The 13,554-nt window shown below is 45.2% G+C and carries 14 protein-coding genes, 1 other RNA gene and 1 riboswitch; of the genes, 11 read left to right on the top strand and 4 right to left on the bottom strand.

The genetic code is table 11. The features are described from left to right. Positions 1–258 precede the first annotated feature (258 nt). The 3 genes from ompA (at position 259) to gph (ending at position 2,329) form a co-directional block, all read left to right on the top strand. Entirely contained in the window at positions 259–858 is a 600-nt protein-coding gene (ompA, locus tag ACBP46_RS08750; RefSeq protein ID WP_371016349.1) for an outer membrane protein OmpA, read from the top strand. Positions 859–952: 94 nt separating this feature from the next. Further along, entirely contained in the window at positions 953–1,660 is a 708-nt protein-coding gene (ubiG, locus tag ACBP46_RS08745; protein ID WP_371016348.1) for a bifunctional 2-polyprenyl-6-hydroxyphenol methylase/3-demethylubiquinol 3-O-methyltransferase UbiG, read from the top strand. Beyond that, positions 1,661–2,329: a phosphoglycolate phosphatase gene (gene gph / locus ACBP46_RS08740; RefSeq protein ID WP_371016347.1), complete on the top strand. Its 669-nt coding sequence runs from the start codon at positions 1,661–1,663 to the stop codon at positions 2,327–2,329. A 54-nt stretch (positions 2,330–2,383) separates the two neighbouring features. Here the strand turns inward: gph and sstT are convergent, their stop codons facing one another. Then, entirely contained in the window at positions 2,384–3,610 is a 1,227-nt protein-coding gene (gene sstT, locus ACBP46_RS08735) for a serine/threonine transporter SstT (protein WP_371016346.1), read from the bottom strand. Positions 3,611–3,723: 113 nt separating this feature from the next. On the opposite strand from sstT, the gene ssrA reads away from it, so the two are divergent. Further along, positions 3,724–4,093, top strand: a transfer-messenger RNA (tmRNA) gene (ssrA, locus tag ACBP46_RS08730). Between the two features lie 173 nt (positions 4,094–4,266). After that, complete coding sequence (locus ACBP46_RS08725) at positions 4,267–4,617, top strand: DUF4870 family protein (RefSeq protein WP_371016345.1); 351 nt, start codon at positions 4,267–4,269, stop codon at positions 4,615–4,617. Positions 4,618–4,674: 57 nt separating this feature from the next. Here ACBP46_RS08725 and ACBP46_RS08720 read toward each other — a convergent pair whose 3' ends face one another. After that, positions 4,675–5,994, bottom strand: a complete 1,320-nt coding sequence (locus ACBP46_RS08720; protein WP_371016571.1) for an esterase-like activity of phytase family protein — start codon at positions 5,992–5,994, stop codon at positions 4,675–4,677. 458 nt (positions 5,995–6,452) lie between these two features. Here ACBP46_RS08720 and ACBP46_RS08715 point away from each other — a divergent pair, with 458 nt between their 5' ends. The 4 genes from ACBP46_RS08715 to ACBP46_RS08700 all read left to right on the top strand — a co-directional run bounded on the left by ACBP46_RS08715 (position 6,453) and on the right by ACBP46_RS08700 (position 9,258). Continuing rightward, the gene (locus ACBP46_RS08715) at positions 6,453–6,716 is read left to right on the top strand and encodes a hypothetical protein (RefSeq protein ID WP_371016344.1); all 264 of its coding nucleotides are present in this window, start codon (positions 6,453–6,455) and stop codon (positions 6,714–6,716) included. Between the two features lie 90 nt (positions 6,717–6,806). Then, positions 6,807–7,304, top strand: a complete 498-nt coding sequence (locus ACBP46_RS08710) for a nucleoside 2-deoxyribosyltransferase (RefSeq protein ID WP_371016343.1) — start codon at positions 6,807–6,809, stop codon at positions 7,302–7,304. A 44-nt stretch (positions 7,305–7,348) separates the two neighbouring features. Continuing rightward, positions 7,349–8,071, top strand: coding sequence for a polysaccharide deacetylase family protein (locus tag ACBP46_RS08705; protein WP_371016342.1), 723 nt, complete (start codon positions 7,349–7,351; stop codon positions 8,069–8,071). Continuing rightward, positions 8,071–9,258, top strand: a complete 1,188-nt coding sequence (locus ACBP46_RS08700) for a glycosyltransferase family 4 protein (RefSeq protein ID WP_371016341.1) — start codon at positions 8,071–8,073, stop codon at positions 9,256–9,258. Before ACBP46_RS08705 ends, ACBP46_RS08700 begins: the two co-directional genes overlap by 1 nt. Positions 9,259–9,339: 81 nt before the next feature. Here ACBP46_RS08700 and speE read toward each other — a convergent pair whose 3' ends face one another. Together speE and ACBP46_RS08690 are read right to left on the bottom strand one after the other, a co-directional pair. After that, positions 9,340–10,578, bottom strand: coding sequence for a polyamine aminopropyltransferase (speE, locus tag ACBP46_RS08695; protein WP_371016340.1), 1,239 nt, complete (start codon positions 10,576–10,578; stop codon positions 9,340–9,342). A gap of 225 nt (positions 10,579–10,803) precedes the next feature. Then, positions 10,804–11,373: a TMEM165/GDT1 family protein gene (locus tag ACBP46_RS08690; RefSeq protein WP_371016339.1), complete on the bottom strand. Its 570-nt coding sequence runs from the start codon at positions 11,371–11,373 to the stop codon at positions 10,804–10,806. 16 nt (positions 11,374–11,389) lie between these two features. Next, positions 11,390–11,565: riboswitch (yybP-ykoY riboswitch) on the bottom strand. A 159-nt stretch (positions 11,566–11,724) separates the two neighbouring features. Between ACBP46_RS08690 and dsrO the strand changes: the two genes are divergently transcribed. Together dsrO and nrfD are read left to right on the top strand one after the other, a co-directional pair. Then, on the top strand, positions 11,725–12,492 hold the full coding sequence (gene dsrO, locus ACBP46_RS08685; protein WP_371016338.1) for a sulfate reduction electron transfer complex DsrMKJOP subunit DsrO: 768 nt from the start codon (positions 11,725–11,727) through the stop codon (positions 12,490–12,492). 11 nt (positions 12,493–12,503) lie between these two features. Then, complete coding sequence (gene nrfD / locus ACBP46_RS08680) at positions 12,504–13,544, top strand: NrfD/PsrC family molybdoenzyme membrane anchor subunit (protein WP_371016337.1); 1,041 nt, start codon at positions 12,504–12,506, stop codon at positions 13,542–13,544. The last annotated feature ends 10 nt before the right edge of the window (positions 13,545–13,554 follow it).

Below are 13,554 nucleotides of genomic sequence, written 5' to 3'. Positions count from 1 at the left end.
GCTTGCCTTGTTGCCTAAAACCAACAATAATGCCATTTATCGGCCTCTATTCGGTCGATCTGCACGATAAATCGCCTCTGCTCTTAGCGCATTGGACAGAAATGTCTTAACATTCTGGCTAACACGCACAGAAACCCAGCGTCGCGTTTTGATGAAAATCTAAGCGTTGCCGACTAGGCTCTGATCAACGATAATCTTAGTTAAGCGGCAGGGGTTCGCTGCGGTCACTTAACAGCATCAGCTCAAACGAGGAGAAACATGAATAAACCCTCCAAAATCGCACTTGCACTCGCCTTTGCGGCAGCCACAGCCACTGGTGCTGTGTCAGCTCAAACTAGTGGCGAAGTAAACAACTGGCAAAGTAGCTTTGGCGAAGTATGGAAAAACGGCACAAACGAATTGTGCTGGCGTAATAACTTCTGGACACCTGCCACAGGCATCGCTGGTTGTGATGGCGTTCCTGTAGCTCAAGCTCCAGAAGCTCCTGTAGTCGCTCCTACTAGCACCAAAGTTGTTCTCAACGCTGACACCTTCTTTGACTTCGACAAAGCCACACTGAAGCCTGAAGGCCGTCAAGTTTTAGACCAGGTTGCTGACCAAGCTTCCAGTCTAGAGCTAGAAACACTAATTGCTGTGGGTCACACCGACTCCACCGGTCCAGAAGCTTACAACCAAAAGCTATCTGAGCGTCGTGCAAACTCTGTTAAAGAATACCTCGTATCTAAAGGTATTGCTGCCGACCGCATCTACACCGAAGGTAAAGGTGAGTTAGATCCTATCGCTACTAACGCAACCCGTGAAGGTCGCGCACAAAACCGTCGCGTAGAAATCGAAATCGTGGGTTCACGCAAACAGTAATCCTTTGATTTATTCAAAGCTTACTGATTCAGCGTAAAGCGATACAATAAAGGCTCCTGTTACAGGAGCCTTTATTTTTTTAGGTCTAATGCATATGTCTACCGTTAACGTTGATCCTGCTGAAATTGAAAAATTCAGTGCTCTCGCCTCTAAGTGGTGGGACCCCACTAGCGAATTCAAGCCCTTACATGAAATCAACCCGCTACGATTAGGTTGGATTCAAGACACCGTGGGCACGCTACAAAACAAAAAAGTGCTCGATGTGGGCTGTGGCGGTGGTATCTTAGCCGAATCAATGGCGGCCCAAGGGGCTCAAGTCACGGGTATTGATCTAGCCCAGCGCTCATTAAAAATAGCTAGATTGCATAGTTTAGAAAGTGGTATTGCCGTCGACTATCAACACATCAGCGCAGAAGCTCTCGCCAGCGACCAGCCTGCTTCCTTTGATGTAGTCACTTGCATGGAAATGCTAGAGCATGTGCCTGATCCGGCCTCTATTATTCATGCCTGCGCCAGACTAGTAAAACCAGGGGGCTGGGTATTTTTCTCTACCCTAAACCGCAATCCAAAATCATTTTTATTTGCTATTGTGGGGGCTGAATACGCGCTTAATCTTGTTCCCAAAGGCACGCATCGCTACGAAAGCTTCATCAAACCTAGCGAATTAATCCGTAGTGCCCGCCAAGCTCAATTAAATCCCGTTCAGATTAAAGGGCTTGAGTACAACCCCATTACCAAACATTACACCCTTAGCAATGACAGCTCTGTTAATTACTTGATCGCAACACAAAAGGACGCTTAGATGCTTAACAAATTGGTTTTGTTCGATTTTGATGGCACGCTTGTAGACTCAGCACCCGACCTAGCCGCTAGCGCTAACCATTTGCGTAAGCTAAAAAATCTGGAACCGCTGCCCCTCTCGTATCTACGCCCTTATGCTTCCAAAGGGGCACGCGGCTTGTTACAGGCTTCTTTGCAACTCGAAACAGATCACCCCGATTACGAAACAGAAAAAGACACTTTTCTAGCGCACTATGCGGCGAACTCAACTGTATTAAGCCGCCCTTTTGATGGCATTGAAACATTAGTTGAGCAGCTTAATGAGCTTGGCTTGGCATGGGGGGTAGTGACAAATAAGGTTGTGCATTTAACCCAACCTATCATGGATCATTTTGGTCTTAGCCAAACTAGCAAAGTCTTAGTGGGGGGCGACTCTACGCCTCACATTAAACCGCACCCCGCCCCGCTGCTTTTAGCTTGTGAATTAACAGGCATTAGCCCTGAAAACTGCATTTATGTGGGTGACGACGAACGGGATATTGTGGCCGGCAAAGCCGCAGGTATGGCTACCCTTGTGGCTGCTTATGGTTATTGTGACTTTGACCCAGCCATTGCCTCTTGGCAAGCTGATTACGTCAGCCAGCATGCTAGCGAAATACTGCCCTGCGTACTTGAGTGGGCACAAAAATAGCCAAAGCATAAAAAAAGCTAAGTTCACACTTAGCTTTTTTTACATCATTATTCATTACGAATGCTTATCGTGATGAATAGAGGCTGCTGCAGTAAACAAGACATCCGTAGATGAGTTCAATGCTGTTTCCGCAGAGTCTTGCACCACACCAATCACAAAACCCACCCCTACAATTTGCATAGCAACGTCATTGGGCATGCCAAACAAACTGGCGGCTAGAGGAATAAGTAATAACGAACCACCTGCCACCCCTGATGCACCACATGCTGCAATAGCTGCAACTATACTTAATAACAGCGCGCTACCAAAATCTATAGAGATGCCTAAAGTATGTACAGCAGCTAAAGTTAATACCGTGATGGTAACGGCAGCGCCGCCCATATTAATGGTGGCACCTAAAGGGATGGAAACCGAATAAATGTCCTCATTCACATTTAGTTTTTTAGCCAAAGCCATATTAACGGGAATATTAGCCGCCGAGCTACGTGTAAAGAAAGCCGTTACACCGCTTTCGCGTAAGCAAGCAAAAACTAAGGGGTAGGGATTTTGACGAATTTGCGTCCATACAATGAATGGATTGATTACCAATGCCACAATCACCATACATCCAATAAGCAGACTAAGTAGACGTGCGTAATCCGCCAACACACCAAAACCTGTGTTTGCAATGGTACCCGCTACAATACCCATGATGCCTAATGGTGCAAAACGAATCACAATACGCACCACCGCAGAAACGGCATGACTAAAATCAGCCAGTAGATTTTTGGTACTGTCATTCGCACGGCGCAATGCAATCCCCAGGCCAATACCCCACGCTAACACCCCCATGTAGTTTGCCTTTACTAGCGCATTCACAGGGTTATCAACAATATTTAGCACCAGAGTAAATAAAACCTCTACCACATTATCAGGTGGATTCATCGCCTCTACAGAAGGCTGCAACTGAATAGTCACAGGAAAGAGAAAGCTAGCCATTACAGCCAACACGGCCGCTAAAAATGTGCCCACTAAATATAAAGTAATAACACGTCCCATTTTGCTTTGGGTACCATGACGATGGTTTGCAATAGAGGCCATTACCAAAACAAACACTAATACGGGTGCTACTGCCTTCAACGCATTCACAAAAATATCACCCAACAGGGCCAACGAACGCGCAAACTCAGGCACTATAGCTGCAATCACCACGCCTGCCAGTAAACCTACAATAATTTGGCTAACTAGGCTGGTTGAAGTAATCCAACGCATCAGCCCTCGTGGTTGAGTAGAACTAGTCATAGTTCATATCCTTTATTAAAAAATTGGCTAATGCACCGCATAGTACTCTATTCACTTCGACAAATCATCTTGAATACCGTATAATTAAAAGACTTTCTAAAGTTAATTGACTTGGGGCCGACCTGGCTTCGACGTGGGTCAAGAAACAGAGTAGGGCATGTCGAGCACCAGTCAGCTCGTAAATCCACTGGAAAACTATAAACGCCAACGATGAGCGTTTCGCTCTAGCCGCTTAAAAACCGGTCTTAGAGTCGTTGCACTGGTTTGTCTTTGGGCCAGGCTAGGTTCCTAGCAGCAACGTCATTTACAAAGAATCGGTCGGGTTCGGGCCACACGGATCAGACCTAAAACTACGTGGATCGCTAAGAGATGGCCTGTCGAATGGCATGGCTCAAGGCTAAAAAATAAAGTTATTCGACTAAACATGTAGAACTGCCTGTGGACGGCTTGCGGACGGGGGTTCAATTCCCCCCGGCTCCACCAAGATTTCCAGCAAAATCAAGTACTTAAAAAATCGCCAACTGTAAAAGTTGGCTTTTTTTTGGGTTGTTTTTGTGCTTTTCGCTTAGGCTTTGTCTATTTTACTTAGCTAGTTGCACAAACTTATAGGTATTATAGATACACTCACTCTTTATTCATCGTATGGAAAAATACAAATGAATCCAATTGTTGACTCTGGTCGTACTAATAACAATCTAAAGCAGTTAACCATGATCATCTACATTTTGTATTTGCTTTCTGTTTTTATGGGTGTTACTGCGCTTGCCGCCATTATTATTAATTACTTAAAACGTGATGAGGTCGTCGGTACCTATTTAGAAACCCATTTTCGTTGGCAAATGCGCACGTTCTGGTTTGGTCTGCTGTGGGCTGTGTTAGGGGTTTTGTCTATCAGTTTTATTATCGGTATTTTTATTTTAATAGCTAATAGTATTTGGCTACTCTACCGTATGCTGCGCGGTTTGTTAGCGCTCAATGATAATAAAGCCATGTATAGCTTCAACTAAATCTCTAGCTAGGTGGCTGCCTACTAGCGCAACCAACCTAGCTTCCTTTCACTCTATTTAGGGTTTGACTTTTAAGAAATCCGCCACTTCGAGTAACACTAATTCATTATCGTCTTGTTGATTAGGTTCGCGACTGGAGGAAAAAGGGTAGTTATTATCGTTACCTACCACAATATGTTCCGCGTCCACCACATCGACATTCTCAATAGTGAAAAAAGGAAATTGCAGTACACCATCTGTCAGTGGTTTACGTGCTAATTGCTGCGGGTCTTGGATAGCCAACAAATCAATATAGCCCACTTTCTGCACTACCCCACCCGCCATCTCAGGTGTAAACGCAATTTTATAAACACGTTTAAACTCAGGTAACTGTGAAAAACACGTTGTGGTGTCTTGGTTTGGTTGACAGGCTTTATCAGGTGTTCCTTCGCCATTGTCGCGCTCAATAACCAAGGCCGTATTTTCATCAATCATATTAAAGTCGCCAATAGCGTGGTGCTCTGCTTCCAACGGATAGAGCCAGTAGCGCCCTGTCCAACGCTCTTTTGCTACATCAAACTCTAAAATACGTAATACCGTGCTCTGACCTTCTTGCTCCCAGTCGCTGGCATTCTGATCCCACAGAGGCCCCTCTAGCATGGGATATAAAAAAGCACCGTCTTTGGAAGCCGCCATGCCCTCGAAACCTTTAGAACGTTTCGCATTAACGTTAGTATAGGTAGCACCTGGAGCGCCTGGAGATTGCACTGCATAATGATCTGGCGAACGTACTACATTTTGCTCAACCTCGGTTTCAAATACGGCCTGAACCTGGCCCTCTTTATTTGCCTTGATTAAATAAGGCCCAAATTCTTCGCCAAACCACAAGCTGTCACCAATCACCTGCAGGCTTTCTAAATCAAAGTCAGAACCTGTTAAATAACGTTCAGCAGTCAGCTCATGCACTATGCGAAACGGTACCTTGTTGTCCGGATCACTTAAAAAAACTGTCTCTAAATGGTGATAATCCCCTTTTTCCCAGTCGATACGATAACGATTGGCATACAACATGGAATCAGAGGAGTTGGCTTTGCTGCCAAATCCATTATCTGTCACTATCCACATGCTGCCATCAGGCATCACCTGAATACCAGAGTGTCCTTGTAAGGGTTGGCCTTGTATAGGTAAGTGATGGCCTGTAGGTCTGTCTGCTGATTTACCTGGCACAGTACCCGGTGCGGTTACTTTCTTGCCAGTGGTGTATTTACCTGAGGTCTGTAAATCCAACGGGGCATCTGCTGGAGCAGCTATGCTTGCTTCTGCTTTTAAGATTGCATGGCCTTTTAAGGTGGCTGTGAACTCCTGCTGAGCCCATGCATTTCCAAAGGCTAGAGCCATCCCAAAACACAACACGGTATGCTTTATCTTCACACTAAGGTCCTTTAACTAAGGTAAATGAGGTAAAAAGGCAGTGTAAAGACCCCGTGTTAAAAACTAATGACTACAACCAAACCTTATCCTTGAAATGTCAATTACTACGCGACAGCTATTTGAAGGCCTCACCACACTTTTCTTTTTTCTTTTTACTGAGCCTACAGCAGCGCATCATATAAGCCTTAACTAAAACATAGACTTATTAACAAACACCGGCTATTTCCCTATTGACAACTTAGTCTGCGCACCACATACTACACGGATGCTTCTAAGCTTGGTGTGTTGCTTTAAAGCATCAAATCATAATTATTACTAATCAACTCACCGACACGTTGTCATAAAAAAAACATCTCTCAGCGCTACACTGCGCTTATTACTACGTGATCGGTCATTTATAAAAACAACCAAAAGGGAGTCTTATAATGAAAACAATTTACCCAAATGAACTTATTTCTCGTCCAGAGCACGCAATACTAAATAAAACCGATATCCGTCTGGGCGATGTGGTTTATTTACAGCCTAAACACGGCCCACAAATTGCCAGTACGGTAATTTATAGTGCTCCGCTCTTCGGCTGCACGACCTATACAGCAGATGCCTCTTGCCAAAAAGGTCAACGTATTCGCTTTCGCTTTAGATTAAAAGACATTCATCATGTTGCACCGCGTGCCGATGCCATGCATTAAACACGTTTTATTTCCATAACAACGCCTGCATATAGCAGGCGTTTTTTATTGCAGCTACACTAAAGCCATTTAGCACTAATAGGAACCCCAATGAAAAAAGTCTACTTAGCTGGACCAGATGTGTTTTTTCATGATGCAGCCTTACGCGCCGAACAACACAAAAATTTGTGCTTATCACATGGTTTTGAACCTTTGCACCCAGCCGATGGTATAGAAACCACTGCAGCAGGCATTTATCATGCCAATATACGCATGATCCAAGAGGCCGATGCCGTATTAGCTAACTTGAATCCATTTCGAGGGGCTGAGCCCGACTCTGGTACGGCATTCGAAGTAGGCTATGCAATAGCGCGTGGCATTCCTGTTATTGGTTATTTAGCAGGCCCAACAGAAATTAAAAATCAAGTAAAAACGTATTATGGCCCCATTTATTTTGATGACGAAAAACAAATGTGGCTAGACCAAAACCAAAGCATGGTTGAGGACTTTGGCTTGCCCGTAAACTTGATGCTGGGAATATCATCGCAATTGGTTTTTGGCGATTTACTAACTGCTATCATCCATTTACAAGGCCAACTTTACGATTAAGCAATGGTACTATATGGCCATTATTCACTCAGGTATGGGTAAGCATGATTCCTATATTAATGTATCACCAAGTAGGGACCCCAAACCCTAAAGGCACTCCCTACAGGGGGTTGACAGTACACCCCAACGATTTCAAACGACAAATGACATGGTTAAAGCGCTTTGGTTATACCGGTTTAGCCATGCGCGACCTTTTGCCTTATATTACTGGTGAAAAAACAGGTAAGGTGGTTGGCATTACATTTGATGATGGCTATAGCAATGTCTTACAGCATGCTATTCCTGTACTCAACCAACTTGGTTTTACCTCTACCAATTACATCGTTAGTAATCACCTAGGGGGTACCAATTTCTGGGATCATGCTAAAGGGGTACCTAGCTCCGACTTAATGACACTGCAGGAGCTACAGCAATGGGTTGCCTTAGGTCATGAAATTGGTTCGCACACATTGGATCATGTGCATTTACCTGAAATCAGTCCCGAAGAAGCACAGCGACAAATTTCTCAATCCAAAAAAGATTTAGAGCAACAGCTAGACACGTCGGTTAATGCTTTTTGTTATCCCTATGGTCACAAAAACTCAGCTATAGAGAACTGGGTGCGTGAAAGCGGCTATAGCAACGCCACCACAACCGCACGAGGCTTGGCGCTCGCTACTGACGACATGATGGATTTGCCTCGAGTATTAGTGGCCCGTTCAACTCATATTTTCCGCTTTTTGCAAAAATGCTTAACCCAACTTGAACACAAAAAAAGAACCCAATAATGAGTTTTCCACGCCTGCGTATTGCTTTTATTACTTTAAAGTTCGGCCATCAGTATGGCGGTGCCGAAGCCTATGGCGTAGAGCTCATGCGCGAGTTAGCTCTACACCATGACGTGCATATTTACACTCACCTTTATGACAGTTCTTGCTCTGTACAGCTTCCACATACCCTAGTGGCCGCGCCCACTACTGGACCATCTTGGTGGCGCACTTATTGTTTTGCTAAAAACATAGAAAAAGAACTCACTGACCATTCGTTTGATATTGTGCACTCTCACGTCAATGGCTGGACAGCTGATGTAGATGTGCTGCATGTAAAAAGCGTGCGTTATCATTGGATCACTCAAGCCAACCCTATTAAACGGTTATGGCACCGTCTAAGCCCCCGCATTGCTATGTATTTATACCTAGAGCAAAAGCGTGTGCATCTTAAACCACCTAAACGCACCGTGGTTGTATCGGAATTAGTAAAGAAACAACTTCAACAAGCTTATCAAACTCAGTATCCTTTTGATGTCATCACACCGGGCGTGCAGTTACCAAGCCCAAACCCCCAGTTACGCCAACACACACGCCAAACCTTAGGCTTTAATGATACTGACCGCGTGTGTCTTTTTGTCGCTCGCAACCCGCGCAGCAAAGGGCTAAATACCTTGCTAGGCGCGATGCAAGCGCTTCCTGCCGAAGTAAAGCTGTTGGTAGTAGGAGTAGCAGCACAAAAAATTAACTCATTACGTAACGAGTTAACTCAGCTTGCTTTGCAAGATCGCGTAGTTCTTATCGAGCAAAGCCCAGCCATCGAGGCTTATTTTCATGCTGCTGACTTAGCTGTGCACCCTACATTGAATGATAGCTTTGGTATGGCCCCCCTAGAGGCGATGAGTTATGGTCTGCCCGTTATTTTAAGTCAGGCCAACTTCTGCGGTTTGGCGCATTATGTGAAGCATGAAAAACACGCGTTACTTTTACATGACCCGCGCCAACAGACTGAACTAACGGATGCCATCAACAAATTACTACACAATCCCTCCTTAGCAGATGAGTTAGGCCATGAAGGGCGTGCACTGGCCGAGCAATTTAGTTGGGAAAATATTGCAAAGCGCTATTTACTTATTTATGCAGAAATTTTAGCGGCACAGCTGCATCGCGCTAAACCGACTTTGGTCGATCCATTGGAAAAAGAATAACCACTGAATAATTATGAATTAAAAACGCCCTAGACCTGTGTAGGATCTAGGGCGTTGCTATAAATGGTTAACCCAATACGATTAATCTGTAGTTAAAAGGTTTTTATAATACGTAGGTAGCGCAAACAAGGCCCCATGCACAGCGTTATTATAATATTGCAACTCGGTTAACTGACGCTGTGCTATACGCTGCTCGACCTCTTCCGCATCAAGTGCTGTAGGTACCAAGCTATCTGATACCACTGCCATGGCCCAGTATGCCCCATATAACGGAATATGTAACCCATAAGCATTAACGTGCGTAAATACGGCTTGTAGCTCGGTATTTAAACGGCGAATTTGCTCGGGCTCATAAAATGGTGCACCTAGATGAATCACCATGGCTCCCCCTTCTGCTAAGGCTTTTTTGCATTCTGCAAAAAAAGCAGGGGTATAAAGTGGACCAGCGGGTGTTTCTGGGTCGGTTAAATCTAACAAAATCAGATCAAACTTTTCCGTTGTTTCACGAATAAACTGTGCACCATCACCGACTAGAACCGTAGCACGTGGGTTGTCGAGTGAGCCTTTGTTAATACGCTGTAAGTAGCGTTTAGATACCTCGATCACATCGCCATCAATATCAACCAAAGTCGCTGATTCAATGGTGTTGTGCTTTAGTAATTCCTCTAGTGCACCTCCGTCACCACCCCCTAATATTAAAGCATTACGTGGGTTAGGATGACTAATTGCTGCAGGGTGTACTAGGCTTTCATGATAGAAAAACTCTTCGTTTTCCGCTGTCATTAAACAGCCATCTAAACGTAAAGTCAGCCCCAGATCCTTAGACTCTAATAACTCTAGTTGTTGGAATTGCGTTTTTTTCGACAAAACGCGACGCTTAAATCTAAAGCCATACAAACTATCTGGGTTAATGTTTTCCCAAAGCAGTTCGGATTCGCTGGGCTCGTCTTGGTCGCCACGGATCAAGTGATTACGTTGAATTTGGGTAGGGTTAAACGCAGCAATAATACCATCTAGCAACCGTTGCGCTTTGCTGGAGTTATCATCGCTAAAATTACACACATACACATCTACGGTCACACCGCCCCGTTCAGGCCAGGTATGGATAGCCAAATGGGATTCAGCGAGTAGTATCGCCCCCGTTACACCGCCAGGTTCACCTTGGTATTCAGGAAAAGTCACCCATTTCTCGCCCACGATGGTCAAACCAGAAAGTTCAGTTTGGTGGCGACATAAGTCTGCCAATGCAACTTCGTCAATAAAAATAGACGTATTGCCGGTGCATTGGTATAAATCTGCGGTAAGGTGCAGGCCTTGCATAGGAACAGCGCTCCTTGATTAAAGGATTTCACCCTTGCAGACATCACAAGGGTGAAAAAAGCCCGAAGCCAGTTTTGTTAATACTATTGTTTAACCTTGGCTTCACGAAAACGTAGCATAATACAGCAATAAAAGAGCCGTACCTATGCCCACTTAATAAAAAAATTACGATAGCGGCATATACGCCACAAATAGCTGCAAATCGTTTATCTTAGTGCAAAAACCTTACCACTGGCCTAGCGCACGACCTAAGGCTGCTACCCCAAGTGCAGCAAAAATAAATGCCGCAATGCTATGCACCAAACGAACCGGAATAACACCAGCAATACGGTCACCTATTAGCACTGCCGGCACGTTTGCAACCATCATCCCAAGCGTAGTACCCAATACCACGTAAGTAAACGACTGATATTGTGCCGCTAAAGCCACGGTAGCTACCTGTGTTTTATCGCCCATCTCGGCTATGAAAAAAGCAATCAGCGTAGTGGTAAATACACCAAATTTTGCTAACTGTGCGTCTTTTTCATCAAAGGTATCTGGGATAAGCATCCAAACAGCCATAAGCAAAAAACCAACCCCAAGAATCCAAGCGAGTGTGGTGGGTTGGAATAACCCAGGCAACCAAGCGCCCAGAGCACTAGCCAATGCGTGATTTGCTAATGTTGCGACAAGAATACCTAAGATGATGGGTAGGGGGCGTTTAAAACGGGCAGCTAAAATAAATGCCAATAATTGGGTTTTATCCCCTATTTCAGCTAATGCCACAATACCGGTAGAGACGAGAAAAGCATCCACTTTATTATTTCTCCTGGCCGGTTTTTTAGACAATTGACCGTATTGCTTCCCCGGCCATGCTGGAAGCAATACGGTCAAAGGTCTTGCCAGGTATAGGACTGTCGGCGCCATGACCCAAGGAGGGATCAAGTATGTTGACGCAGACCTCTACACATTGTTGTGTTAGAGCGGCTACTCCCCAATGACGAACCAAACTATAACGGATTATTTACTCATTGTCTAACCGACCCTTGATATAACTCAACCCACCTAAGGGATTGCCCGTATAAGCTTATATTTATCATGCTAATAAGCTTATGCCAAAAATGCTAATAACTATCACATCATCCGCCCACCTTTAAAGGTAGACCAATGAGTAAAACGGTAAAAACTGAACAATTACAACCTGGCAAGCGAGGTTTTTTAAAAAACTTGCTGGGGGTAGGTGCTGCTGCCACCGTCATTCCCATCCAACCCGTACAAGCGGGTATTAATGACCAGCCTCCGCGTCGACCAGGCATAGCTGGTAAACGTTACGGCATGGTTATAGATCTGCGTAAATGTATTGGCTGTCAAGCCTGTACTGTGGGCTGCTCTATGGAAAACCAGCCACCTATTGGTCAATTTAGAACCACTGTATTGCAATATGAGGTCGCTGATTACGATGACGGCCTGCCTGCGATGTTTAACCTGCCCCGCTTATGTAACCACTGCGATAACCCTCCCTGTGTGCCAGTTTGCCCCGTACAAGCAACCTTCCAACGTGAGGATGGCATTGTGTTGGTAGACAGTGATCGCTGTGTGGGTTGTGCGTATTGTGTACAAGCCTGTCCATACGATGCCCGTTTTATTAACCACGAAACCCAAACGGCAGATAAATGCACCTTTTGTGAGCACCGTTTGGAAGTTGGTCTATTACCCGCTTGTGTCGAAACCTGTGTTGGCGGTGCACGTATTATTGGGGATCTCAATGACCCAAACAGCATTGCTTCGCAACTTATCGCTGAACACAAAGACGAGATCAAGGTTCTCAAACCCGATATGAATACGGCTCCCCGTGTCTATTACATTGGTATGCCTGATGAGTTTGTGGATGGCGTAGAGGGCCAGACTAGCGTGCGCTTAGTGGCTGAGTACTAAAGGATGCCGTTATGAATATTATTGAAATTCTTACCCCTTCTTATGATGCGGCCTGGCTACCTTGGGCAGTGCAATATTTCTTTTTAGTTGCTATTGCTTGTACTACAGCTATTACTGCAGCCATGGTGGCACTTCGCCCCGTCGACGCCCCTGAGCGTCGTCTTTTACCTGCCGCTATCACTGTCTTAGCAGTGACGGCGATTTCTGCCCCCGTGGCCTTATTGGCAGACTTGCATCAACCTGCGCGTTTCTGGCATTTTTATGCTCATTTTACACCGTGGTCTTGGATGTCGATTGGCGCGGTACTTCTGCCCATTTTTGTGAGCCTATCTTTGCTCTTTTGTGCTCTGTGGTGGTTGGGTAAAAACAGTCTATTGCGTGTATGTGCTTTGGCTTTGCTGGTTTCTGCTTTAAGCATTCTGATTTATACCGGCGCTGAGGTCATGATTTTACGTTCACGTCCGCTTTGGCATACGTATTTTCTTCCCATTAACTTTGCTTTAACAGGCTGGCTTGCTGCCTTAGGAGCCATGCTCTTTGTAGCACGTTGGTTACCTGGTGGCGTTGGAGCTTTACCTGCTGCATTTATGCGCAAATTAGGGTTAAGCGCATTAGTACTTCTTACGCTTAGCGCAGTGGCTTGGTTAGTTACTGGCTGGCTTGGCTTAGACCCTTCATTTGCCGCTGCTTTAGAGCTATTTACTACGTACCCTACTTGGCGTACTAGCCTTATTGCTTCGGTAGTTTTGGCTTTGCTTCTCTTTCTTTTGCTTCGCGTACCTGCCTCTCGGTTATGCACACCAGTGCACTCTATGCTGTGCGCGCTATTGATGATGGCTGCCGCTTGGGTATTCCGTTGGATTGTGCTCATGAGCGTCCAAGGTGTGCCTAAATACGGTGCAGGTCTTTACTTACACAGCATGCCACTTGGTAGTGACGGTTTATTAGGGATGCTGGGGGTATTTGGTCTTTGTACAGCTCTTTTAGCCCTGGTCACTTGGTTTATAGACCGTTACCCTTCTTGGACCGCTCTACGTCCCCACAATGCTTAATGAACAAATT

The sequence above is a fragment of the Paenalcaligenes hominis genome (genome assembly GCF_041359055.1).
Lineage (GTDB): Bacteria > Pseudomonadota > Gammaproteobacteria > Burkholderiales > Burkholderiaceae_B > Paenalcaligenes > Paenalcaligenes hominis_A.
This window is presented reverse-complemented; position numbering and strand designations above follow the sequence as displayed.